This window comes from Mucilaginibacter sp. 5C4 (genome assembly GCF_034345625.1).
In the GTDB taxonomy this organism is placed as follows: Bacteria; Bacteroidota; Bacteroidia; order Sphingobacteriales; family Sphingobacteriaceae; genus Mucilaginibacter; species Mucilaginibacter aurantiaciroseus.
Genome location: NZ_CP133775.1, coordinates 3,401,737 through 3,427,846, shown reverse-complemented (window position 1 = coordinate 3,427,846; position 26,110 = coordinate 3,401,737). Strand labels below are relative to the sequence as shown.

The window sequence follows — 26,110 nt, the reverse complement described above, 5'->3', positions numbered from 1 at the left end:
TTACAAATGATTAAAAGAAGTAGCTTTTTTATCCTGACAGTTATTATTATTGGTTTAACATCTTGTCATAGAAAAGGCGTAGAAAACCCCTTGTTTTCTATACAGGATAACAATAAGCTGGGCATTAACTTTATAAATAAGTTAGATGAGCAGGACAAAACTAATGTTTTTACCTTTCGTAATTATTATAACGGTGGCGGCGTTGCCATTGGTGATATTAATAACGACGGGTTAAATGATATTTACCTTACATCAAACCAGGGGGGTAATAAGCTATACTTAAACAAAGGAAACTGGAAATTTGATGATATTACGGATAAAGCCGGCGTAAAAGGAACCAAGTATTGGAGCACAGGCGTTACCATGGTTGATATTAATGGTGATGGCTGGCTGGATATTTATGTTTGCCATAGCGGTAATATAATCGACAGAAGGGGTAACGAGCTTTTTATTAATCAAAAAGATGGCACTTTTAAAGAAGAAGCCGAAAAGTATGGTTTGGTAGACAATGGCTTATCAACCCAGGCAATATTTTTAGATTACGATAATGACGGTGATCTGGACTGTTTTGTTCTAAATAATTCGTTTAGGCCTATCGGCTCTTTTGATTTTAGTCAAAACCTGCGCGCAGTTGTTGATAAATTGGGTGGAGCAAGATTTTATCGTAACGATAACGGCCACTTTACAAACGTAACTAAAGAGGCCGGGATTTTTTCAAGTGATATAGGCTTCGGCCTTGGTGTATCTGTAGCGGATATTAACAATGATGGTTACCCTGATTTATATGTTTCTAACGATTTTTTTGAACGCGATTACTTATATATCAATCAAAAAAATGGCACGTTTAAAGAAGATATTCAAAATGAAACAGGTCACCTTAGCCTGGCCTCGATGGGGTCAGATATCGCGGATATAAATAACGACGGCAATCTTGATATTTTTACAACCGAAATGTTGCCTGAAGGTGATAAGCGGTTAAAAAAAATGACGTCGTTTGAATCATACGACGTGATAAAACTAAAACAGCACGATGGCTATTTTAACCAATTTATGCAAAACTGTCTTCAGCTAAATAATGGCGATGGCACGTTTTCTGAAGTTGCGTTTAAAGCCGGCGTAAGCGCGACCGACTGGAGTTGGGGCGCGCTTTTTTTTGATATGGACAACGATGGCTGGAAGGATATTTTTGTATCGAACGGAATTTATAAAGATCTAACTGATCAGGATTATGTAGAGTTTTTGGGCAACCGAGAAAACATGGATAAGATTGCAGAAAAAAAGAAATTCGACTATAAGGATTTTACTAATAAGATGGTTTCTACGCCATTAGTGAATTACGCATACTTAAACAACCACAATTTAACGTTTACTAATAAAACTATCGATTTTGGCCTGGATGAACCAAGCTTTAGCAACGGTGCCGCCTACGGCGATCTGGATGGCGACGGCGATAACGACCTTGTTGTTAATAATGTAAACATGCCTTTGTTTATTTATAAAAATAACGCAGAGAAATTACATAATAACTTTATTCAAATAAAGCTGCAAGGTGCTAAACTTAATCGTTTTGGGGTGGGCACTACCATTAATGTTTATTCAAAAGGTTCGCTAATAACATATTATCAGCAACCAACACGCGGGTTTGAAAGCAGCACATCGCCAAATTTACTTACTATAGGTATCGGGAAAGTTAAACAAGCCGATTCAGTACAAATTATTTGGCCTGGAGGTAAGTACCAGCTTGCCACAAACGTGCATAGCAACAAAGTTTATACTTATAAAATTACAGATGCTCATCTGCAATACAATTTTACTAAACCACCTGTAAAAACCATTTTTGTTGAGGCTGGAAAGGCTTTGTTTGATACGATACCAAAGCATACCGAAGATGGCTTTATAGATTTTGACAACGAACGGCTGATGCTGCAAATGTTATCTACCGAAAACCCTTACATGGCCAAAGGTGACATTAATAAAGATGGGTTAACCGATTTTTATTTCGGCAGTTCAAAAGATAGTCCGGCTGCTATATATACGCAGCAAAAAGGCGGCAAATTTAAACAATACATTCCTCAGGATTTTGAGAAGCAAAGTTACCTTGAAAATGCAGGCGCGGCGTTTGGCGATTTCGATGGTGATGGCGACCAGGACCTGATTATTGGTGTAGGCGGTAATGCCGAAGAAGCTGGTACCAATATTTATTACCCACGATTTTATGAGAATGATGGCAAGGGTAATTTGCATCGCAATGCTCAAAAGGCTATCAAGCTATCGGTAAACGCTTCTGTTGTTGTCGCTTGCGATTATGATAAAGATGGCCACCCTGATCTTTTTATTGGTGGGCGTAGTGTGCCTGGTACCTATGGGGTTTCGCCAAGGTCATATGTGTTACACAATGATGGCAAGGGAAATTTTACTGATGTATCAGCACAGGTTTTAGGAGATGTTAAGCCTGGAATGGTAACCGCCGCCAAATGGGCCGATATTGATGGTAACGGTTGCCCCGATCTTGTAATTGCCGGTAATTGGATGGGTATCAAAATTTACATGAATAATAATGGTAAATTTACACAGGATAAACAGCTTAACGGCTACAAAGGATGGTGGAGCAGCTTGGAAATTGCCGATATAAACAACGACGGGAAATTAGATATTATTGCGGGTAACCTGGGTCTTAACTCAAAGTTTAAGGCAACCACAACCGAACCAATGAAAATTTATATTAAAGATTTTGATGGTAACGGCACAAAGGAATGCGTTACATCAATATACCGGGAGGGGTTGCCATTCGTATTTCATATGAAGCCCGATTTGACAGGGCAAATTCCTATCCTAAAAAAGCAATATTTGAAATATGCAGATTATGCCGGCAAGCCTTTTAACGAAGTTTTCACCAGCGAGATGCTTAAGGGTGCAGAGGAACACGAAATGAATTACCTGTCATCGGCAGTATTTATAAATGGAAATAATAACAAGTTTACATGTAAACCACTTCCTTATAATGCGCAGTTATCAAATGTAAGTACCATTTTGTGCGATGATATTGATAATAGCGGCATACCAGCTATTATACTTGGCGGTAACTTTTATGGTTTTAAGCCCGAGGTTGGGCGTTTAGATGCAAGTTACGGCCCAATATATAAATATACCAAAAATGGATTTGTATACTTTTCACCTGCAAAAAGTGGTATCAAACTTACCGGGCAAATACGATCTTCATTAATGATAAAAAATAGCAGGGGAGAAAAATATTATTTGTTCGGTGTAAATGACGATAAGCTTAAAGCTTACAAACTACGTTAGTAATATGCCAAAAGCTAAAAATAAAAAGCCAATAGCTAAACCCTATAAACAACTGTTACTTTTTTGCTGCATTATATTGGCAGGTGTAGCAATTTATACATCGTGCAAAACAAAGAAGGTTGGTTATGGTATTTTTAAATTGTTACCACCGGGTAAAACCAACGTTAATTTTGTAAATAAAAATACTGTTTCAGATTCTGTTAACATACTGGACTACCTTTACTTTTACAATGGTGCAGGTGTGGCATCTGCAGATTTTAATAATGATGGGTTGGAAGATCTTTATTTTGTATCAAACCAAGGCCCTAACAAATTATACCTAAACAAAGGCGACCTTAAATTTGAGGATATTACCGCCAAGGCGGGTGTTGCCGGTACCGGTAGTTGGAAAACCGGGGTAACGGTGGTTGATATAAACGGAGATGGCTTAAAGGATATTTACGTTTGCGTAGTATCAAATTATAAGGGGTTTAAAGGCAAAAACCAGCTCTACATAAACAACGGTGACTTAACTTTTACCGAATCTGCCGCCAAATATGGATTAGATTTCTCGGGCTTTTCAACACAGGCGTCTTTTACCGATTACGATAAAGATGGCGATTTGGACATGTTCCTGCTCACCTCATCTGTGCATAGTAATGATACTTACGGCGACTCTACCCTGCGTTATAAGATAAGTCATGATGCCGGCGATCACCTGTTTAGGAATGATAACAATAAGTTTATTGATGTAACCGCCGGCTCGGGGATTTACTCGGCACCCATTGGTTATGGACTTGGTGTTAGCGTTGGCGACTTAAACAACGATGGCTGGGACGACATATATGTAAGTAACGATTTTTTTGAGCAGGACTATTATTACGTGAATCAAAAAAATGGAACATTTAAAGAGGAATTGAAAAGTGCTTTTGGGCATACCAGTCTGTTTTCAATGGGTAATACATTAAGCGATGTAAATAAGGATGGATACCTTGATGTTATTAGTACTGATATGCTTCCCGAAGAAATGAAGGTGCTAAAATCAACCATAAACGACGAACCGCTGGATATATATAACCAAGAGGTAAACGCCGGGTATTACTACCAATATTCTAAAAATTGCTTGCAGTTAAATGTTGGCAATGGTAAAAAGTTTGTAGATATAAGCCTATACGCAGGCATGTCTGCAACGGACTGGACATGGTCACCGTTAGTACAGGATTTTGATATGGATGGTCGTAAGGATATGTTTTTTTCTAATGGTATAAAAAAGCGCCTTAACGATATGGATTATCTCAAATATTTGGGCGACCCCAACGTGATAAAAGATTTTAAGACCAGTCGCTTTTTTGATAAGGAGAAAATAAACCTGATGCCAGATGGCGACGTGCATAATTACCTTTACCACGGAGGCGATAAACTAAAGTTTAATGATGTATCTGGCGGTAACGATATGCAGGATGCTTCAATATCTGCAGGCTCGATAGCGGTTGATTTGGATAACGACGGTGATCTTGAACTGGTAACGAATAATATGAATGCTCCGGCCTCTATTTATCAAAACATGACAATGGAGAACCACAAGAATAAGCCATCGTTTTTGAAACTTAGCATAAAGTATACAAAAGCCAACCCGGATGGTATTGGCACAAAGTTTTACCTGCGCTCGGCGAAACAGGTAGACCACCAAGAGATACAAACCAGCACTGCTTATGAAAGTACCCAGGGTAATAACCTACTTTTTACTTTTTTACCCGGTGATAAACCTCTGGAGCTTTTGGTGCTCTGGCCGGATAATTCTTACCAGATAATTAAAAAGTTAAATCTTGGTGAAAAAACAGTTATTACTTACGCCAAAAGTAAAACGCAGCCAGCTTTAGATGTATCGGGTTTAATTTCGTCGTACATAAGCGATAAAAAGCAGTTTACTTATGCCAATGTCAAAGCAAAGTTACTTGCCACGGTTCAGCCGTTTGAAACTCCCGATTTTAATTATTATGGCTTACTACCACATACTTATTTGCCACACACACCCGGTATTGCGGTTGCCGACGTAAATGGGGATGGTATAGAAGATATTTACGTCGGCGGTATTGCCGGCGAAGACAAATATATTTTAGCAGGTAACCAAAATGGTGCCTTTACCAAAGTTATGGTTGATGCCTTTGCCCCATTTAAGCAACAAGGCGATACTGAAGCCGAATGGGTTGATGTAAATAACGATGGCCTGCCCGATCTGGTTGTGTTAAGTGCCAACCACCCTTTAGTAGAATCAGGCAAAAATACACAGCCTCGCTTGTACATTAATAAAGGGAATTATAAGTTTGAATATAAAGCACTGCCAAAAATCAATAATTTAGTATCAAAAATATTAGCTTATGATTTTGATGGCGATGGCATTAAAGATTTGTTTTTTAGTAGTAGCGTATCATTTCAAAATTATACATTACCTGCGGCATCGGTTGTATTGCTAAATAAATCCAATGGTAATTTTGCAATAGCAGCCAAAGATCGGTTTGCAGATTTGACGAGTATTCCCTATATCACCAATATTGCTACCGCAGATATTGACCACAACGGAGTTGATGACCTGATTATTTGCGCCGAATGGCAACCGATACAGATATTTCTCAACAAGAATAAGAAATTACTTAAATTTTCATCACCGGTACTTAACAATGAAAAGGGTTGGTGGCAGTCGGCAATAATTACTGATATTGATGGCGATGGAAAAGCCGACTTGATAGCCGGTAATTGGGGCACGAATAACAAGTATAATGTAAATGGCAAGCAGCCACTTTATGCTTACAACAACGATTTAGATAATGATGGTAAAAACGATTTGATCCTTTCTTACTTTTATAAAGAAAACTATTACCCTTTCCGCCCCAAGAACGACCTGGAGCAAGAATTGCCGTATCTAAAAAAAGAGTATTTAAGCTATCAAAAGATGGCTGATAAAACTACTGCCGAGATATTTAAAGATAAGCTTACAGATAGTGGACGTTTAGAAGCAAACCAATTTAGCAGTATTTATATAAGCGATATTTTAAATGCCAAAAATGTAAACGAATTGCCGTACCTATACCAGCAGGCGCCAATACGTTTTATAACACCATTAAATAATAAGCAAGATGATGTATTGATTAGTGGTAATTTTTGGGGCATTGTACCGTACGAAGGTAAATATGATGCCTTAGGATTAGTAACTGCCCATTATGATAAGCGCACTAAACAGTTTTCGACGCCTGAATATTGGATTAACGGGATGATAAATTCGCAGGAACTAACTCATTTGTATAATTACAAAACAGTTAATGGAAATAGTTTTATTATTACTACCTACGATGGCAAAGTTATGTTGCTAACTAAGTAAGAATTTTAAAAAATGGGCCAGAATATTTTTGTTACCCATTTGGCAGTATCTTTTTCTGTAAACCTGTTAGTTATAAGCGATTCATATGGCATAGCAGGTGATATTAAACGATGTGCTGTTTGGTAATTTTTTAATTGAGCATAAGCATTTAAAATAACATTTTTGCCACCTTTAACATTGGTTTCTAATTGGTTACCATTTTTAACCAGGTTGTTTATTGCCATATTTTTACCTGGCATTATAACTTTGTTTATAGGTATGGCAATCATTATCTGGTAGCCTTTAGTTTCGTTAACGTGTATGTTTAGCATAGGCGAATCTAATCCCATTGCATTTTGTTCGTTTATTTGTTTTTTAAGCTCGCTTACAAGGTTGTAGATTACTTCGGGAGTTGGGTAGTTGGGTGTATTTGTGGTTAATGCAAGTACAATTGGGTTTTTAATCCGTGAGATCTTAATAGACATACCGTAAACATTAACATCAGTTTGCATAAATTTTTTAAAGCTCTTTAATATACCATCAATGTCCTTGGTAATGCGTTTAATTTTTATAAAATCGGCCACACGCGTATAAGGGTTAAGGCTGCTTTGCATTTCGGTGAACCAGGTTACTTCGCAAATATCTTCGCCTGTTGTAGCATAAATTAATTGTGTATTTAATTTAATATCATCAAATTTAATAATCGCCTTCATTTCGCTGTTAGTGCTTTCTTTCAATGTATATATTACACCCTTTAAGCTGTAATTACTGCTATCAATAGCATTGTGCTGGCCCGGCCACCATTTAGCCCACGCTTTTTTATTAACTAAAAATTTAGAAACGTTAATATCAGTCGCATCAATGTCAATAACATTGGTAGTTTTTATTTTTTGAGGGATAACAAAATAAATGCTGATAAAAGCTAAAAGCAATAAGCCGAAGAGAATGAGAACCGGTTTTTTCATGGAAATCAGGAAATATTTTATGGCGGGGGCTTAACTTATAACGAGGCCCTTTCGTACTGTAAAAGTAATTATTTAAGCGGGTTAATATCAAATAATATATGTACTGGGCTATCACCTAAAAAACCTTATATTAGCCTATAATCAAAGAAAAGCAAATGTAAGTTTATGGTACATGCCATCACGTTTTTCTTAAACTAAATTATGATATGAACCGTTTCTTGTTTTTGCTTGCAGGTGTGATCTTTGTGTTTACATCCTGCAAAAAGCCCGACTACCAAAAGTTTACTCACAACCCCGAACTTTATCGCGCTACAGTAAAAAAGCTAAATGATATCGTGCTCGAAAATAATTTCCCGCCGGTTATAGCATCTCGTAATTACGTATATGCCAATATTGCCGCATATGAAGTGATTGCCGCCGGTGACCCCCAACATTACCGCTCATTGGCCGGGCAGATTAAGCACTTGCTTAAAGCACCACAACCAGAAAAGGGAAAGGTAATAGATTTTCAATTTGCATCGCTTTTATCATTTTGCTTTGTAGGTAACGCGGTTACCTTTCCCGAAGGTAGTATGTCAATATATGTTGATGAGTTAAAACAAATGGTTAAAGACGCCGGTATGCCGTCAGATGTTTTTGAAAATTCGGTAGCCTACTCAGATAGTGTTGCTAAACACATTATGAAATGGAGTAAGAAAGACAATTACGCTCAAACCCGATCTGCAAGTAAGTATACTGTAACACGTAAAGATGGCCGTTGGATTCCTACGCCTCCAATGTATGCCCAGGCCCTTGAGCCGCATTGGGGCGAAATTCGCACAATGGTGTTAGACTCGGCCTCGCAGATATCCGCACCTGAACCTCCTGCTTATAACATGACAGATAAAAGCGGTGTGTTTTACAAGAATGTAATGGAGGTTAAAATTTTAGGTGATAGCCTAACCACCGATCAAAAGAACATGGCTGATTTTTGGGATGATAACGCCTTCAAATTAAATGTGATAGGCCACGCATCATTCGCTACCAAAAAATTTGGCCCTGCTGGCCACTGGATGAATATTGCAGCCATTGGCTCTAAAATGAAAAATGCCGATTTTGGCACAACCGCCGCAGCCTATACTGAAGCATCAATAGCGTTATTTGATGCTTTTATAAACTGTTGGTACGTAAAATATACATCTAACAGCGTTCGCCCCGAAACTGTAATAACCAAAATGATTAACCCTGATTGGAGGCCGTACATTCAAACCCCGCCATTTCCCGAATATATTAGCGGGCATGCCGTAATATCAGCAGCGGCCGCCGAAGTGCTTACCCATGCTTTTGGGGATAATAAGGCTTACACCGATGCTTCCGAATCTGAATTTGGTATTCCTGCACGCACCTTTACATCATTTAGGGCAGCAGCACAAGAGGCAGGTTTATCGCGCGTTTATGGTGGGATCCACTATAAAATGGCATGTGTTGCAGGTAATATGTCGGGCCGTAAAATTGGACGTCTGGTGGTAGAAAAGTTACATCTAAAAATTAGGTAACAATGCTTTTTATGAAAAAAACAGTTTTATTTTTTATAATTCTAAATGCGTTTGCTGCCCCGAATTTAAATGCGCAAAGCGTTAGTCCGTGGGTTATTAAGGCTGGCAAGATAGATCCAAATAACTATTATGGTATTACAGTTGCCAATGGGATGATCGGTGTAGTATCGTCTCCCGAGCCATTCAGAGTAAAAAATGTAGTACTCGCCGGGGCTTATGACCTTTATGGGCGTGGCAGGGTAAGTAATTTTCTGAACAGCTTTAACCTGCTAAATATGTACCTGGAGGTTGACGGCAAACGCCTTGATGTCAAGATGATAAGCAACATGAAGCAGGAACTGGATATGCAACATGCCGCTATGACAACTGCCTTTGATTATGGTGACAAGGCGAGCATTACATATACTTATTACTCCTTACGCCAGTTGCCATTTACCGTGCTGATGGATGTTGCTATTACCGCAAAAAAAGCTATTAATATAACCGCTGCCAGTGTAATGGAAGCACCGGACGCCCTAAAGGATGTACAAAATTATTATAACGAAATTGACCGCCCCCATGTAACTATCAGTCTGCTTACATCAACGGCAAAATCGCCTACAGGTAAACTACAGTTATGTGCATCAACGTCGTTTTTGTTTAACGAAGAGCACGGCAAAGAGCCTCGGGTTATCCACGAAATGTGGGACAATAACATGCACCTGATGAAGTTTAGTCGTGCTATAACTGCCGGGCAAACCTATAAATATGGGGTAACAGGTTCCTCAATTACATCGGCTCATCATGCCGACCCATTGAACGAAGCAGAGCGCCTTACTATTTTTGCAAAGTTAGAAGGCCGCGATAGGCTGATCCAATTCCACAATAAAGCATGGGACGAGCTTTGGAAAAGCGATATACAAATAGAGGGCGACGCACAGGCACAGCAGGATGTGCATAGCATGTTGTATCACCTGTACTCATTCTCGCGCGCGGGCACCGCTTTGTCGCCATCGCCAATGGGGTTGTCGGGTTTAGGGTATAACGGCCACGTGTTTTGGGATACCGACCTTTGGATGTTCCCGGCTATGCTGGTGATGCACCCTGAGATTGCCAGATCGATGGTGGAGTATCGTTTTGAAAGGTTGGAGAACGCTCGTAAAAATGCATTCTCGCATGGGTATAAAGGCGCGATGTTCCCCTGGGAAAGCGCCGATAGCGGGGTAGAAGAGACACCCGTTTGGGCATTAAGCGGCCCATTTGAGCATCACATAAGTGCCGACGTAGCCAACGCCGCCTGGGCATATTATTGTGTAACGCAGGATAAGCAATGGTTGCGCGACAGGGGCTGGCCGCTGCTATCTGCCACTGCAGATTTTTGGGCAAGCAGGGTAGAACGTAACGGTGCAGGCCATTACGATATTAAGAACGTGGTGGCTGCCGATGAGTGGGCCGAGAATATCGATAATAACGCGTTCACCAATGCAGCTGCAAAAGCCAATTTGATGAATGCCACAGCCGCCGCGCAGATCCTGGGCATACAAGCTGATAGCGATTGGGTGAATGTTGCTAACAATATCCCTATCCTTAAAATGGCAAACGGCGTAACGCAGGAGCATGCACAATATAAAGGTGAGGGCATTAAGCAGGCAGACGTAAACCTGCTGGCTTACCCGCTTAAAACCATAACCGACCCGGCGCAGATCAGAAAAGACCTGGAATATTATGAAACTCGTGTACCAAACGAGGGTACCCCGGCCATGACGCAAGGCGTATTCGCCCTGCTTTACGCCCGCTTGGGCGATGGGCAAAAAGCCTATAAATGGTTTAAGGAAGCTTACGAGCCAAACCTTAACCCACCGTTCCGTGTAATTGCGGAAACCAAGGGTGGTACCAATCCATACTTTGCAACCGGCGCGGGTGGCATTATCCAGGCCATGCTGATGGGTTTCGGTGGATTGGACATTACACCGACAGGTATCATACAGATAAAAAGCAAACTGCCGGCTAACTGGAAATCGTTAAAAATTACCGGTGTGGGGGTTAACAAGACAACCTATACTGTGAAATAATCTCATCTTAAAGTAATACCGTAGAGGCGCGATATCCCGCGTCTCTTTTTTATTTTACAAGCTAACAAATTATGATTTTAACGGTTAAACAGGTATGAGCACAGCTGCAATCATTAAAGATCTTTCTACTATTGATATTGACCGGGTAATCGAAATGGCTTGGGAAGACCGTACGCCATTTGATGCTATTAAAGCACAATTTGGCCTAAGCGAGCAAAATGTGATAGACCTTATGCGCAGGCAAATGAAATTATCCAGTTTTAAAATGTGGCGGGCAAGGGTGCAGGGCCGCCAAACTAAACATGCCAAATTACAGGTTGATGGTACCGACAGGTTTAAATGTAACCTTCAACGCCAAATAACGCTGAACAGGATCAGCAAACGGTAACGCATATAATACAAATTCATTTCCTCTCAGCAGTTGTAATTTTATAAATTGCTGTCATGAAATACATCGGCCTGTTTATCACTTCTCTTATAACTATTTCGGCATCGGCACAAACTACTGTGAAGCAGGATGCGGGCATCAAACAAATGGTAGAAGAGGTTTCTTCCAAAAAAATTGAGGCGATAGTGCGCAAACTGGTGAGTTTTAAAACCCGCCACACATTAAGTGATACCGTAAGCAAAACTGAAGGTGTGGGTGCCGCCCGTAACTGGATCAAGGCTGAATATGAAAAGTATGCTGCCGCTTCAAATGGCCGGATGAAAGTATCTTTCGACGAATTTATCCAGCCGCAGGGCAGCCGAATTGATAAGCCAACACCCATGAAAAATGTACTGGCGATTTTAAAGGGAACGGATACTGCCGATAAGCGCATTTACATCATTTCTGGCCATTATGATTCGAGGGTGACGGATGTAATGAACGTAAAATCGTTCGCGCCTGGCGCGGTTGATGATGCATCGGGCACCGCGGTTTCGATGGAACTTGCAAGGGTGATGGCTAAGCGGTCGTTCCCGGCGACCATTATATTTATGGCCGTGGTGGGCGAGGAGCAGGGGCTTTATGGCTCTACCAATGTTGCCAAACGCGCCAAGGCCGAAGGCTGGCAAATAGATGCCATGCTGAACAATGACATTGTTGGAAATACCTTTGGTATGGAAACCGGCCTCAAAGATAACCGAAGCGTACGCGTTTTTAGCGAAGGTGTGCCTGCTGCCGAAACAGAAAAACAAGCCGCAATCCGTAATTCTGTAGGTGGAGAGAATGATAGCCCGGCACGGGAACTGGCCCGTTATACCAAAGAGGTTGCCGAGCGATATGTGGAGCAACTGGATGTAAAACTCATCTATCGCCGCGACCGCTACCTGCGTGGCGGCGACCATACCCCGTTTTCTCAGCAAGGCTATACCGCCATCCGCATCACCGAAATGAACGAGGACTTTAACCGCCAGCACCAGGATATCCGCAAGGAAAATGGCGTTGAGTATGGCGACCTGCCCGATTTTGCCGATTATGATTACACCCAAAAAGTAGCACGGATGAACCTATCGGTATTGGCAAACCTTGCACTTGCGCCGGCATCGCCACAAAACGTAGGCATCATCACCAGTGGCTTAACCAATAAAACGCAATTGAAATGGGATGCCTCAAAGGGGAAAGCACCCGCAGGTTATTATGTGCTGATGCGCGAAACCAGCAGTCCGTACTGGGAAAAGAAATTTTATGTACCCGGAACTACCGCCAACATTGGCTACTCGAAAGATAATTACCTGTTCGCCGTACAAGCCGTTGACGCTGAGGGGCACGAAAGTTTACCGGTGTTTCCTAAGCCTGTAAGGTAGGAGATTTAATGAGCTGCGCGGTTAAGCTGAAAGCTTGCGAAGCAAAGGGATAAATTACTCCCCCTGCTTTTCCTCATAATGATACCGATTCATCAACTTCAATAACACCCCATTCGTCCAGCCGAAGCCGTCTTGTAGCGGGTATTCGCCTCCGCCTGCGGTTAGGCTGGTATCAACTACGTTATATTTTTCTAACAGTTTGCCGGTCTTTTTAAATACGCGGATGTTTAGCTGCAGCCAGCGTGTGGCTATGTCTTTCGCCAGTTCGCTGTGTCCGTAATTCTCCAATCCGTCAATAGCCATATATTGCAGGGGTGCCCAGCCGTTCGGCGCGTCCCATTGCTGGCCGCTAAAGTTTAGGGTGGTAACCAGCCCGCCCGGTTTCAGGAAGTTGGCCTTTAAACCGTCGGCTATTTTATTGGCCTGTGCAGGCGTGGCTATCTTAAATTCCAAGGGGAAAACTGCTGCTAAAGTTGGGATGGGCGAGAATTTTTGAGTGGTAAAATTATAATCGCCAAACCAGCCGGTTTTTTCATCCCAAAAGTATTTTAGGATGGCTTTTTTACGGGCATTTGCTATAGCGGTATAGGCGGTGTAAAGTTTGGTATTGCCCTTGATTTGGTAGCTGTGGGCAATGGTTAGTTCCAGGTTGTAAAGCAGGCAGTTCAGATCAACCGGGACAAGATTAGTAGTTTCTATAGTGCCAAGTGTAGTAGCATCACTAAACCAGCGGCTGCTAAAATCCCACCCGCTGGCAGCTGCTGCACGCACGTTGTGGTAAAATACCGGTAACGGTTGTTTGGTAGTTTTAGCCGCATCTACATCTTTAATATAGCTTTCCTCGCGTGGTTCGTCGCTTTCGTCCCAGTAGCGGTTAAGTAGGGTGCCGTCGGCCATGCGCACTGCCCGGTGGGTAGCTTTGTTATTTGTTAGCGTTGCGCCGCCCAGCATCCAATAATTATATTCTTTGATGAGTTGCGGTTGGTATTTGCTAAGTATAGTATTGCCCTCACTTTTTGCAAGCAGGTTTACCATCAGCGAGAAAAACGGCGGCTGCGAACGGGTCAAATAGTAAGCGCGGTTCCCGTTGGGGATAAAGCCATAAGTATCTATCAGGTAAGCAAAGTTATCTATCATGTTGCTGATCACCTTGGTTTGTTTGCTTTCCTGCAGGCCAAGCATGGTAAAATAGCTATCCCAGTAATAGATCTCGCGGAAACGGCCGCCCGGTACAATATAAGGTTTAGGCAATGCCGCTAATGACGATAGTTTTGAAGTAGCATCGGGCTTGCGTTGCAGCACCTGCCAAAGGGTATCAATATGCTTGCGGATACCATCTTCGATATTGGTTTGGAAAGCGTGGGTAACACCGGATGGTACCGTAAAGTTAGCCATCACAAACTCCTTAAGATCGAACCCTGCCTTGCCCAATTGTTCATTATATGCTTTCATGATCTGCGATGGCGCGTACTTTGGCGTACAATCCACAAAGGTTTTATTATCAGGGAATATAGTTGATGATTGTACCGATTCGAACAGGTCTGGAAATAATTGGCGGGGTGTTTTTTGCTGCGCTTTCACTACAAAAGTGCAAAGCAATAAGGCTGCCACAATAAAGGTCTTTTTCATTTATAAGGGGTATTATTGGTTATAATAAAGCCCTTAAATTTAAGCTTTTAATGCAGTAAACACAAACGGTTTATGAGGGGCGCATACTTAATTTTCGTTGTTTTTAAGTGTATCCAGCTTCAGCATTTTGCGTACGCCAAGGAATATCAGATATACCAGGATGGGCGCCGCAACCACATCAATGGTGTAGTGGATATGCTGAACAAGCAATAGTACCATAACAGCAACAATGCATATAAAACCCAGGATCTTATCGTTACGTTTCTCCAAACATAAAAATATAAGCACCATGGTTGATGTGTGGCCGGAGAAGAACAGGTCGCGGGTTATAACTGTATTGCCGTAGAATACCCCGGTAAGCGGGTCTGCCAGGTGGATAAGGCCAACAGGCGGGTCCAACGCTATGAGGTAAATGGTTATCATGCGTGCAAGGTTGATGAATATCAGCGTCCACACGTAGTTAATGTAGATAACAGGGTTATACAATGCGCGCACAAATATCAGTGTAGCCATGCCCCAAATAATGGTGAATATTATGATGGAAACGTCGTATGCAGGCACATGGGCCAAAATCCAATCATGAAGTACAATGCCTTGTCGTTTTTGTATATAGCTAAAAAATATGGGTAAGGATGATAGCAGGATGGCAACAATAAAAGAACCTATTAATAATTTATCACGTTTTTTTGGTGATTGCAGGGCAGCAGTCCAGGCTTGTTTTATAGAAGGTTTACCTAATTCCGACACTATACATATTAATTAAGGGAGCGCAAATTTACAAAAACCCCCAGTATTAATTTAGGGTTAGTTGAATATTACATTTTCGTTAGAATAGACTGAGATGGTAAGCAATTGTTACTAAAATTGTTGCGTATAGTTGTTTTTGTTTGGGTAATTTTAATGAGTATCTTAAGGCTTTGTAAAAATCATAAATATCAAGCCTTTGGAAAATATTGACGCCAAGCAACTGAAACGTGTTTTAAAGCCTATCCACCTTTGGGCCATAGCGGTAGGCCTTGTAATATCCGGCGAATATTTTGGCTGGAATTTGGGTTGGGCGGTATCGGGCACAATTGGTTTTTTGGTAGCCACATTGGTAGTCACGCTGATGTACGTCACCTTTATATTTAGCTATACCGAGTTAACAAGCGCTATTCCGCATGCAGGCGGTGCATTTGCTTATGCTTACCGTGCCATGGGGCCTTTTGGTGGGCTGATAGCCGGTTATGCCACGCTGATAGACTTTTTGTTTGCCACCCCCGCCATAGCTTTTTCTTTGGGGGCGTATCTGCATTTTTTGCATCCGCAAATAGGGGTTTTACCATCGGCACTGGTTTTTAACGTGGTGTTTATATTGTTGAATATTTCTGGGGTGAAAGAGTCGGCGAGGTTCTCGGTATTTATAACCATTTTAGCTGTTGGCGAATTGTTGCTTTTTATGGGTGTGGTTGCGCCATCCTTTAAAATGGATAACTATTTAGCCAACCCCATGCCTTTCGGCTGGAGCGGCGTATTCGCGGCCCTGCCATTCGCGGTATGGTTTTACCTGGCGATAGAGGGCGTAGCTATGGTTGCCGAAGAAGTGAAAGACCCAAAGCGTAACATCCCGCGGGGCTATATCTCGGCACTAATTACGCTTGTGTTTTTAGCTTTAGGTGTAATGATATTAACCGGCGGTGTTACCGACTGGCGCAAACTAAGCAACCTGGATTACCCCCTGCCTGAGGCTATCGGCATCGTTTTAGGCAAGGCAAACGGATTCACCAAAATATTCGCCAGTATAGGCTTGTTCGGGTTGATCGCATCCATCCATGGGACGATTCTGGCATCATCAAGACAGGTGTTTGCCTTGGCCAGGAGCGGTTATTTACCCCGCGGGTTGGCATTGGTCAATCAAAAATTTAAAACGCCGCACCGGGCTATTATAGCGGGCGGGGCAGTTAGTTTTATCGCCTTGTTTACCGGTACCACAGGGCAGATCATCATCCTATCGGTAATGGGGGCGGTGGTGATGTACATGATGAGTATGATCAGCCTGTTCATCCTCCGCAAAAAAGAACCCCGTATGGAGCGGCCTTTCGCTGCTATATTTTATCCTTTGTTCCCGGCTATCGCGCTGGTGATATCTACCATTTGCATGTTCGCCATTATGTATTATAATTTTATGCTGAGCATAATCTTCTTTGCAGGGCTTGCTGTTGCCATTGCCATTTTTATGCTGATGGGTAAACATAAGCAACGGATAATGGACGATGAGCTAATGGAAAAAGCTTTGGAACAGCAGGTTATCCCAATCAGTAAATAATCCCAAAAAACATTATCGGCACAAAGCAACCATCCTGCAATTGTGGGCGTAATCATATTAAACACTAAAACCATTTAATATGAAAAAGTACATCTTAGGGGTATCATTTATGATTGCGGTTGTGGTTATGGGTATTGCAGCCTGTTCAAAATCGGGCAGCAAGGATCCTGCACCAACCACGCCCACTACGCCTACTACTCCCACGACCCCCACCACAGGCGGCGCTTCTGTAAGTATTTCGGGTTTCGCCTTTTCTCCTGCAAGCGTTACTATTAAAGCCGGCGAAGCCGTAAAATGGACAAATGCCGATACCGCGCCACACACAGCGACCGATGTTGCCGGCAGCTTTGACAGCGGCATGTTAAACCAATCCGGTTCGTTTTCGCATACGTTTGCAATGGCCGGTACTTATACTTACAAATGCGTTATCCACTCAACTATGGCTACTGCTACTGTTGTGGTACAATAATTAATAAGTGAGCATTCGCCATGTTTAAGGTTGGTGAGGATTTTTATTATCCGTGGTGGTGCTCACTTCATTTTTCTTCTCTGTCTTGCAGTTCCTCTAAGACATGCCAATGTTAAGCTTTTATTAAAACAGCCCATAATTGCGGGTTTTTACGCCGAAGAATTTATCTTAGTAAAAACTAAAGCAATATGCCGTATCAGCATACCGTACAGGGTAAGATTTACAGGTTTGATAACCTGCGGATATTGCTGGCAAAAGCCTCGCCGTTCCGTACCGGGGATGCCCTGGCGGGATTAAGCGCCGAAACCTACGAAGAACGTGTTGCCGCCCAGATAACATTGGCTGATGTTCCCATTAAAACTTTCCTGAATGAAGCTGTCATCCCTTACGAAGAGGATGATGTTACACGACTGATAATCGATAGCCACGATGCAAATGCATTCGGACTAATAAGCCATTTAACCATCGGTGAACTGCGCGACTGGTTGCTAAAGGATGAAACGGATACCCTTGTTCTAAAGAGTATCGAAAATGCCATTACGCCCGAGATGGCCGCCGCGGTTTCAAAAATAATGCGCAACCAGGATCTTATCGCGGTAGCAAAAAAATGCGAGGTGGTTACCCGGTTCCGTAATACAATAGGCCTACACGGCCACTTCTCTACCCGGTTACAACCCAACCATCCCACAGATGATCTGCGCGGTATTGCTGCCAGTTTGATAGAAGGGATGCTGTATGGGAGCGGCGATGCGGTAATAGGTATCAACCCGGCAACGGATAGTCCGCAGGCGGTAATGCAGATCCTCGTGTTGGTTGACAACCTGAGGCAGCAATTCGACATCCCCACCCAAAGCTGTGTGCTTAGCCATATCACCACTACGCTTGAACTCATCAATAAAAATGCACCCGTCGATCTTTGTTTTCAATCCATCGCGGGTACGCAAAAGGCCAATAAAAGTTTCGGGGTGAGTTTAAACTTATTGGATGAAGCTTACCAGGCCACGTTATCATTAAACCGCGGCACGGTAGGCAACAATGTAATGTATTTTGAAACAGGCCAAGGCAGCGCCTTATCGGCAAATGCACATCACGGGGTAGATCAGCAAACCTGTGAGGCGAGGGCTTACGCGGTAGCTAAAAAGTTTAACCCGTTTTTGGTGAACTCGGTAGTGGGTTTTATCGGTCCCGAGTATTTGTACGATGGTAAGCAGATCATCCGCGCAGCGCTTGAAGATCACTTTTGCGCCAAACTGCTCGGCCTGCCCATGGGGATGGATATTTGCTATACCAACCACGCCGAAGCCGACCAGGACGATATGGATAACCTGCTCACCCTACTTGGTGTAGCAGGCTGCAACTTCATCATGGGCATCCCCGGCAGCGATGATATTATGCTGAATTACCAAAGCACATCCTTCCATGATGCTTTGTATTTGCGTAAGGTATTAGGCTTAAAACCAGCGCCTGAGTTTGAGCGATGGCTGATAAAACAAGGCATATTTGATGAACAAGGCAACCGCTCTGCTACCGCTGCAGCCGGTTTGTTAAAAGATATGGGGGGCTTATGGATAAAATAACCAAACCAGACCAAAACGATCCATTGAGCTTTTTAAAGGAGTTTACCGCCGCGCGCATCGCCATTGGCGCAACGGGGAGCAGCATCCCAACCAAACAATCATTGGAGTTTAAACTGGCGCATGCCCACGCCCGCGACGCCGTTTATTCTGCTATGGACACCGAAGGTTTGGAAGATGCGCTGGGGCAATTCCACCGCCCCGTTTTGCAACTGCATAGTATGGCTGACAGCCGCGCGCAATACCTGCAACGCCCCGATCTCGGCCGAAAATCCAACGAAGAATCCCTTAACCGACTCGCCGACCAGATAATAGGGGACGATGTAGTGATTATTATTGCCGATGGGTTATCCGCGATAGCGATAAATGAAAATGTGCTGCCGCTTTTGCAATTGCTCATACCCAAATTATCAGCCGCCAATTTAAAAATTGCGCCACTATGCCTGGTAGAGCAGGGCAGGGTAGCCATTGGCGATAATATAGCCCACGAGTTACAGTCAAGACTTTCTATCGTACTGATAGGTGAACGACCAGGGTTAAGCTCGGCAGATAGTATTGGCGCTTATCTTACTTATCAGCCCAAACCCGGCTTAAAGGATAATTCTCGCAATTGTATCTCCAACATCCGCCCCGGCGGGCTGGATTTTAAATCGGCGGCAGATAAGATCTTTTACCTGGTGCAGGAAAGTTTCAGGCGCAAACTTTCGGGCGTGGACTTGAAAGATAATGAAGGTTTGCTGGTGGGGTGATTATTGTTTTTTCATTTCCTGTTTCCGCATCGGCATCGCATCAATAATTCCGTAAAGTTTTTGCAGGGTTATGGGTTGCGAACTACGGTATTTCTCACCTCCGTCTTTCCCCGTTAATGTAACTGTAAAAAAGCCTGTTATCTTATTTTTATTAAATACAGCAGCGTTTGCGTCACTGTAAATATAAGTCTGGATAACAACATTCCTGCTGGCAAGGCCGGGCTTATCGTCATTTAATATTTTCAATTGCTGTGTATAGGCAGCATTATCAGCACTGGTGGTATATAGCGCTAAAACACGTTTTTCATTAGTTTGAAAAAATAACATTATCGACAGGATTATTAAGCGTACCATAAATATTGTTTATTGAGTAATAGAATTGAACCCGAAATTGTTTGTTGCGATAAAATTGCGAAAAGCATTACAACTTTAAAACTACAAGGAATAATTGCCGTTTTTGGATGGTTTTTTGACAACCATTTAGAATAAATATACGTAATTAGGTTCGATTAATTCTTATATATGCTAAACAACCCGATCCCCGAGAATGAAATGGAAAGGATTATCAGTCTGGCCGACTATGACCTTGATTATACGAGCTTCCAGGACAGTTTTAAAGATCTGGCGAAGTTAGCCGCGAAAGTTGCAGGTACCGAAATATCGCTGATTAATTTAATCGATTCGTTTACACAATGGACGATAACCAACCACGGTTTGGATACTGACCAGATGCTGCGCGAGGACTCGGTTTGCCAATATACCATTGCCGGCAATAACGACCACTTTGAAGTGCAGGACCTTAAAGCCGATGACCGTTTTAAAGATAAATTTTATGTGGCAAGTAAACCCAATCTGCGCTATTACTATGGCATCCCCTTAACCACAAATGAAGGCCATAATTTGGGGGCATTGTGTATGCTTGATAAAGACCTGAAAACGTTATCGCCAGAGAAGATAGAGCTGTTAAAGATCATAGCCGACGAAATAGTTAACCGCCTGAACGTGCACCGTTTAATTACCGGCCTCAAAACCAAATTGCACGAAGCCAACGAAACCAAAAAGAAGGTAGCACATGACATCCGCGGGCCTTTAGGGGGTATTATAGGCCTGGCGCAGGTAATAAGTGAGCAGGGACACGAGAATAAGATAGAAGAGGTGCTGGAGTTTATTAATCTGATCCAGCGAAGCGGCCGCTCGTTACTGGAACTTGCAGACGAGATATTGACCGCCGACAAGCCCCAGTGCGACCTGAAAGCTGACGAGTTTAACCTGATTGTTTTTAAAGACAAACTCGAAAAGCTTTACACGCCGCAAGCCATGAATAAGAAGATCGCCTTTACTGTAAGTACATCGATAAATTCATCAACCATACCATTCTCTAAAAGCAAACTGCTGCAAATTACCGGTAACCTCATTTCAAACGCCCTGAAGTTTACCCCAATAAGCGGGAAGGTAACGGTTAGCCTGAGCCTTAAAATAGAGGAAACGCAAAACTTGCTCCAAATAAATGTGACGGATACGGGAGTAGGTTTAAGTCAGCAGGCTATAGATATCATACTAAGCGGCAAGGCCCAATCTACCGATGGCACAAGCGGCGAACATGGCTACGGCTTTGGGTTGGCATTGGTAAAACATTTGGTAGATAGCCTGAAGGGTACGATGCATATTGACTCGCACCCGGGTAACGGCGCTAATTTTGAGATAGCGTTACCGCAGTTGCAAGCGTAAAACTTTTAATACACCGTTTGATGCGTATTATAAATTGATAACTTTAAACCAACCAACAGCCCTGTGCCGTTCATCGAGAAATACCACGACCCCATCACCAGCATGCACATTAAGGACCGCAAGTTTAACAACGGGCCAAACGCGGTGTGGGGGCAGGGCGGTACGCCTATAAAAGAAGTACTTTCCTTAATGAAGAAGAATAAATACAAATTCCCGGCTACGATAGAACTGGAATACAATATCCCTGAAGGGTCTGACGCGGTGAGGGAAGTAAAAGCCTGCCGCGCGTACGCCACCAAGGCTTTAAAATAGTTTGCAACGGATTAAAAAACGAGGCGTCTATTAGGCTATAGACGCCTCGTTTTTTTAAGACACATTTTTATATTCGTTTTATAAAAAAATACATTTATCTTTTTTATTGTTGCCCTTATTGCCAGCAGCTGCAGTTACACCGTTTATGATATGAGCAAAGGCGAACTGAAGATCGCTAAGAAAAGTTCTTATAAAGTGGAGTATACTTCAGAGATCCCGGATGGTACAACGGCTCTTATCTCATACTAGGATCAAGACAATGTAAGCATATAGAAAAGCACCACAAAGGCAACTTCAATAAAACTGTAGAGTTATCATCTGGCCAGGGCGTAAAGCTTACTATTGATGTAAAACTGCCAAAACTGATTCTGCAAGTCAGTTAGTAACCACCATTAAGGTAGATGGCGGGGTAGTTAATGCCAAAACCCAAACCGGGAAAAAGGTTTTATACCGCTTTGAGTTTAAACTGCCATAATCTTAAAAAACAAACATATCCGGGGATTAGCTAAATTAGCACCCCTATGTATCCACAACTACTTGCCCATATTAAACGCCATGTGCAGCTTACTCCGCAGGAAGAGCAGGTGCTTTGCGATGTTATGGAGCTGAAGAAATATAAAAAGAAGGAGATCATCCTCGAGCCCGGCCAGCATTGTAAAGGTGAGTATTTTGTATTGAGTGGCTTGCTAAGGCAGTACTATGTTAATGCCAAACTGAATGAGCAGATAGTACATTTTGCTTTAGAGAACTGGTGGATTGCCGACCACAACAGTATTTTGAACCACGTACCCGCGGGGACCTATATCCAAACTATTGAAGCATCAGAAATATTGCTGCTTAATAACCGCGATAAAGGCCCGCTGCTGGAGCAGATCCCCAAACTGGATACTTACTTCAGGCTAACCATGCAAAGGGCTTTCATGGCCTCGCAACGCCGTATAGGCTTCCTGTTTAACCAAACCGATGAACAGCGCTACCGCTACTTTATTTCACTATTTCCAGACTTTGTACAGCGCGTGCCGCAATACATGCTGGCATCATACCTTGGTTTTACCCCGCAGTTTTTGAGTAGGATAAGGGCGAAGAGAGAGAAGTAGGAGAATCAAGATTATTAGAATCAAGAATCAAGACAGAAACCTTTTGGCCTTGTCTTGATTCCTGACTCTTTACATCTTGATTCTTTTCTTAACCTCAGTTCATTTTTTGAAGGGGTGTTTGTGCGCAAATTTGTCTTAACAAAAAACAAAGACAATCATGAAAAGAGCAAACATTTTAACCACCCAGCCCGATGCATATAAAGCTATAATGGCTTTAGAAAATTACGTTATCAGCAGCGAGATAGACCCGATCCATAAAGAACTGATCAAACTACGGTCATCACAAATAAACGGTTGCGCGTACTGTTTAGATATGCACAGCAGGGATGCCCGCAAATTAGGGGAGACCGAGCAACGCATTTATACACTTAGCGCCTGGAGGGATACCCCATTCTTTGATGAGAAAGAACAAGCTATACTGGCTTTAAAAGAAGAGGTTACGTTGATAAACAAAGCAGGCGTATCTGACGAGACCTATAACAAAGCAACCGAACTATTAGGCGCTAAATATGTGGGACAGGTAATTTTGGCTATCGTCATCATAAACGCATGGAACAGGATCTCTATCAGCTCGCACTTTCAACCGGCGTTGCAGAAATAATTTCAGGATTTAATTGTTCATGTTCACGATTTTGCAAAAAAATGAATTTATTAATCAACTGTTTATCAATTTATTACAAATATGTTGCGAGTGTTCATGCGTTAACGTGAACATCTATGGACATAAAAAAGCCGCTTACTTTAAGTAAGCGGCTTTTTTTTTTTAATATCGGTATAGCTTATTTAAAAGCAGATACGTGGGTAGTTTTAATGCTCAGCACAAAAGATTTACCTACGCTTATTTTGATATTTTTGTCCTGAAGCATCTCTTTGATGGCCTCGTCGGTTTTAAGGGCTTCATACAGATCGCGTGCTACAGCTGAGCCGCTAATGTTGTTGGTTACTTTACCGTTTTCCATCGCGATGTTAAACGTGTAGCCAGATTTGCCCCTGTCGCCTGCCGACTCGAAATCGGTGATGTTCAGTTTAAAACTTTGATCCTCATTCAAGCTCCTTTTCAGATGCAGGCGTATAACCGGGATGTATTTTCTCCAGGTTGTTAAATATTTTCTTTCTTCCATGTGTGTGGGTAAAGGTAGACTAATTAATCGGTTACGCTAACTATTCTACCTTTTATCTATCACCGGGAACTGCGTTATGCGTAAACGGCTGCATCCGTAAGGTATCAAAATCAGTTCTTCTTCCTCTTTCGATGTCTCCAAATTCCATATCGTACTAAATGGCAGCGGCCCCGCCGAGTCGTTATATAAGCCCCATGACGGGATGCGCCTGCCCTTTGCTTTTATTTGTAAAGGCGCGTTTGTGGTTGTCCACGGGTAAATGCCAACAGCTTTTATGTTCTCTACTTTAAAGGCTTCATCCAGTTTTTTATCATCTACACGTACCAGGCCGTAGTTCCATGGCGTAGTGGGGCGGATTTCGGTATAGCTGTCGCCATATTCGCCGGCATCTTTGGTGTTTTTTACTTCTTTTACTTCTTCGCCAATTTTTAAAGCGTAAACAATCGGGCCTCGTTGTACCGAAATGGAGTTTTCATAACCCACGTTTTTAGAAATGTGCATAGGCAGGTTTAACTCAACTACATCGCCGGTTTTCCATGCGCGGTTCATGATTACTATTTGGTTGCCATCGGCTTGTTTAAATTCCGTACCGTTAATTTTGATTGTAGCCTTTGTACACCACTCCGGGATCCGCAGATGGAACGGAAACGTAACCAAACCGCCTTTTTTAGCGCCATAGGTGAACTTGATGGTTTCATCAAACGGATAATTGGTTTCTTCTTTAAACGATACCTCCGTGTTGTTACCCACATAGGCCTTAACCTCGCTTGGCGAATAAACCAATGCCGCCAAACCTTTATCAGGCGTAGCATACCATAAGTTCTGCGCGAATTTTGGCCAGCCCTGGTGCATGTTTGATGTACAGCAGGCGTAACCTGTAAGTATGCCGTAGCAAACATCTGTACCATCGTGGTTTACATCAAAGTTGCGGGTAGCGCGGGTAAGCATTACTTGATTAGCCTGCTGGAAATATTGTCGGCCTACAAAATTCTCATCAACCTGGGTTGGCATCACGTTAAAGGCTACTTTCTCCAAATGATCGGCGTAGCCTACATTGCCCGTAATAGCAAGGGTGTTCTCCAGTGTGTACATCATTTCAACCGCGCTGCAAAGTTCTGACCCTTGGGTAGGGTTATTGCCATGCAACGACTCATCGCCGCCAAACATGCCGGGAACCGATTCATTGTATTTGCGCAGGTCTTTAAAACCTTTCACCATCGCGTCGGCATATTTTGCTTCGGGATGATGCTGATAATAGATGATCGGTTCTTTCATACCCTCCGCAAGGTTAACGCCATGGATGCTGTTATCTGTTTGTAGCAGCTCGGTATTTAAGAAGGCGTTGGTATAATCAAAGGTCTGCTTGTGAATCACCTCGGCAAGGTCGAGCAGGAACTTGTCGCCGGTTTTGTTGTACAGCCAGTAAACCATCGCCAGGTTATCGCCGCCGCGGTATCGTGCCCAAAACGTCCAGTGGTCCAGGTGGTTTTTGGGTAATTCCTGTAGCTGGTACTTAAAATAATTGGTCATGAAAGGGATAACCCTTTTATCGGCCGTGGCCGAGTAATATTGCTGCATTACTTTAAGCATCACCATTTTGGGCCACCAGTCCTGCGCGTTATCTCGCTGGATACCATTCTCAGGGCCAAGATCTTTCGACGGGCCGAAGTAACCGTCGGCACGCTGACTTTTCAAACTCCATTCTATCCATGGTTTTACTTTAGCGATCAATTCTTTATCCTGCAAAATGTAGGCAAGTGGCAATAAACCATCTATCCAGTAGGGGCCACGTTCCCAAAGGTCGCCGTCGCCTCCAAGCCAGCCGTTTCGCTTGCCCATTACCAACGGATATAATTTATCAAGGTTGCCGGTAGCCCCCGTCTTCTGGCGGATCAGCATTTCGCGCAGCCAGCCTTGCGGTTTAATAGCGCCAAGAGGAAGCTCGATATAAGGGCTTTGGCGCAAAGGTGCTTTGGCAGGTGTGTAAGCAGCAATAGAAGTATTGTTGCTTTGCCCTACAGCATTAAAGCTAAAGGCAGCAAGCAACACGGTCAGTGCAAATTTGATCTTCATGATGTAGGTAGCGTTTGGTTAACTGAATTCGACATTACAATAATAGTCATGAATACCCTTAAAACAAAAAACCGCCT

The 26,110-nt window shown here is 42.8% G+C and carries 20 protein-coding genes; 14 read left to right on the top strand and 6 right to left on the bottom strand.

Annotated elements, in window-relative coordinates; genetic code table 11:
• Positions 1-6: 6 nt before the first annotated feature.
• Entirely contained in the window at positions 7-3,303 is a 3,297-nt protein-coding gene (locus RHM67_RS16140) for a VCBS repeat-containing protein (RefSeq protein ID WP_322227952.1), read from the top strand.
• Between the two features lie 4 nt (positions 3,304-3,307).
• Positions 3,308-6,658 carry a VCBS repeat-containing protein gene (locus RHM67_RS16135; RefSeq protein WP_322227951.1) on the top strand — a complete coding sequence of 1,117 codons (3,351 nt, stop codon included), beginning with the start codon at positions 3,308-3,310 and terminating at the stop codon, positions 6,656-6,658.
• A 5-nt stretch (positions 6,659-6,663) separates the two neighbouring features.
• Here RHM67_RS16135 and RHM67_RS16130 read toward each other — a convergent pair whose 3' ends face one another.
• Positions 6,664-7,602, bottom strand: coding sequence for a hypothetical protein (locus tag RHM67_RS16130; protein ID WP_322227950.1), 939 nt, complete (start codon positions 7,600-7,602; stop codon positions 6,664-6,666).
• Positions 7,603-7,808: 206 nt separating this feature from the next.
• On the opposite strand from RHM67_RS16130, the gene RHM67_RS16125 reads away from it, so the two are divergent.
• The 4 genes from RHM67_RS16125 (at position 7,809) to RHM67_RS16110 (ending at position 12,976) form a co-directional block, all read left to right on the top strand.
• Entirely contained in the window at positions 7,809-9,137 is a 1,329-nt protein-coding gene (locus tag RHM67_RS16125; RefSeq protein ID WP_322227949.1) for a vanadium-dependent haloperoxidase, read from the top strand.
• An 11-nt stretch (positions 9,138-9,148) separates the two neighbouring features.
• The gene (locus tag RHM67_RS16120) at positions 9,149-11,188 is read left to right on the top strand and encodes a glycosyl hydrolase family 95 catalytic domain-containing protein (protein ID WP_322227948.1); all 2,040 of its coding nucleotides are present in this window, start codon (positions 9,149-9,151) and stop codon (positions 11,186-11,188) included.
• A 94-nt stretch (positions 11,189-11,282) separates the two neighbouring features.
• Entirely contained in the window at positions 11,283-11,576 is a 294-nt protein-coding gene (locus tag RHM67_RS16115) for a TIGR03643 family protein (protein WP_322227947.1), read from the top strand.
• A gap of 56 nt (positions 11,577-11,632) precedes the next feature.
• On the top strand, positions 11,633-12,976 hold the full coding sequence (locus RHM67_RS16110) for a M20/M25/M40 family metallo-hydrolase (protein ID WP_322227946.1): 1,344 nt from the start codon (positions 11,633-11,635) through the stop codon (positions 12,974-12,976).
• Between the two features lie 54 nt (positions 12,977-13,030).
• On the opposite strand, the gene treA is transcribed toward RHM67_RS16110, so the two are convergent.
• Both treA and RHM67_RS16100 read right to left on the bottom strand, forming a co-directional pair.
• Complete coding sequence (gene treA / locus RHM67_RS16105; protein ID WP_322227945.1) at positions 13,031-14,605, bottom strand: alpha,alpha-trehalase TreA; 1,575 nt, start codon at positions 14,603-14,605, stop codon at positions 13,031-13,033.
• Between the two features lie 87 nt (positions 14,606-14,692).
• Positions 14,693-15,352: a phosphatase PAP2-related protein gene (locus tag RHM67_RS16100; RefSeq protein ID WP_322227943.1), complete on the bottom strand. Its 660-nt coding sequence runs from the start codon at positions 15,350-15,352 to the stop codon at positions 14,693-14,695.
• A 196-nt stretch (positions 15,353-15,548) separates the two neighbouring features.
• Between RHM67_RS16100 and eat the strand changes: the two genes are divergently transcribed.
• The 4 genes from eat (at position 15,549) to eutC (ending at position 19,702) form a co-directional block, all read left to right on the top strand.
• A complete protein-coding gene (eat, locus tag RHM67_RS16095) occupies positions 15,549-16,910 on the top strand; it encodes an ethanolamine permease (protein WP_322227942.1) in 1,362 nt (453 codons plus the stop codon).
• A gap of 79 nt (positions 16,911-16,989) precedes the next feature.
• Complete coding sequence (locus tag RHM67_RS16090; protein WP_322227941.1) at positions 16,990-17,379, top strand: plastocyanin/azurin family copper-binding protein; 390 nt, start codon at positions 16,990-16,992, stop codon at positions 17,377-17,379.
• Positions 17,380-17,567: 188 nt separating this feature from the next.
• Entirely contained in the window at positions 17,568-18,956 is a 1,389-nt protein-coding gene (locus tag RHM67_RS16085; protein WP_322227940.1) for an ethanolamine ammonia-lyase subunit EutB, read from the top strand.
• Positions 18,944-19,702 (top strand): ethanolamine ammonia-lyase subunit EutC, encoded by a 759-nt coding sequence (gene eutC, locus RHM67_RS16080; RefSeq protein WP_322227939.1) that lies wholly within the window; start codon positions 18,944-18,946, stop codon positions 19,700-19,702. Before RHM67_RS16085 ends, eutC begins: the two co-directional genes overlap by 13 nt.
• Here the strand turns inward: eutC and RHM67_RS16075 are convergent, their stop codons facing one another.
• The gene (locus RHM67_RS16075) at positions 19,703-20,056 is read right to left on the bottom strand and encodes a DUF4174 domain-containing protein (protein ID WP_322227937.1); all 354 of its coding nucleotides are present in this window, start codon (positions 20,054-20,056) and stop codon (positions 19,703-19,705) included. It lies immediately after the preceding gene.
• A gap of 168 nt (positions 20,057-20,224) precedes the next feature.
• Between RHM67_RS16075 and RHM67_RS16070 the strand changes: the two genes are divergently transcribed.
• The 4 genes from RHM67_RS16070 to RHM67_RS16055 all read left to right on the top strand — a co-directional run bounded on the left by RHM67_RS16070 (position 20,225) and on the right by RHM67_RS16055 (position 23,440).
• Positions 20,225-21,430: a GAF domain-containing sensor histidine kinase gene (locus RHM67_RS16070; protein WP_322227936.1), complete on the top strand. Its 1,206-nt coding sequence runs from the start codon at positions 20,225-20,227 to the stop codon at positions 21,428-21,430.
• 63 nt (positions 21,431-21,493) lie between these two features.
• Positions 21,494-21,742 (top strand): hypothetical protein, encoded by a 249-nt coding sequence (locus RHM67_RS16065; RefSeq protein ID WP_322227935.1) that lies wholly within the window; start codon positions 21,494-21,496, stop codon positions 21,740-21,742.
• A gap of 521 nt (positions 21,743-22,263) precedes the next feature.
• Positions 22,264-22,839 (top strand): Crp/Fnr family transcriptional regulator, encoded by a 576-nt coding sequence (locus RHM67_RS16060; RefSeq protein ID WP_322227933.1) that lies wholly within the window; start codon positions 22,264-22,266, stop codon positions 22,837-22,839.
• Positions 22,840-22,996: 157 nt separating this feature from the next.
• Positions 22,997-23,440 carry a carboxymuconolactone decarboxylase family protein gene (locus tag RHM67_RS16055; RefSeq protein WP_322227931.1) on the top strand — a complete coding sequence of 148 codons (444 nt, stop codon included), beginning with the start codon at positions 22,997-22,999 and terminating at the stop codon, positions 23,438-23,440.
• A 178-nt stretch (positions 23,441-23,618) separates the two neighbouring features.
• Here the strand turns inward: RHM67_RS16055 and RHM67_RS16050 are convergent, their stop codons facing one another.
• Together RHM67_RS16050 and RHM67_RS16045 are read right to left on the bottom strand one after the other, a co-directional pair.
• On the bottom strand, positions 23,619-23,960 hold the full coding sequence (locus RHM67_RS16050) for a hypothetical protein (RefSeq protein WP_252756378.1): 342 nt from the start codon (positions 23,958-23,960) through the stop codon (positions 23,619-23,621).
• A gap of 45 nt (positions 23,961-24,005) precedes the next feature.
• Complete coding sequence (locus RHM67_RS16045) at positions 24,006-26,033, bottom strand: beta-L-arabinofuranosidase domain-containing protein (protein ID WP_322227928.1); 2,028 nt, start codon at positions 26,031-26,033, stop codon at positions 24,006-24,008.
• Between the last annotated feature and the right edge of the window lie 77 nt (positions 26,034-26,110).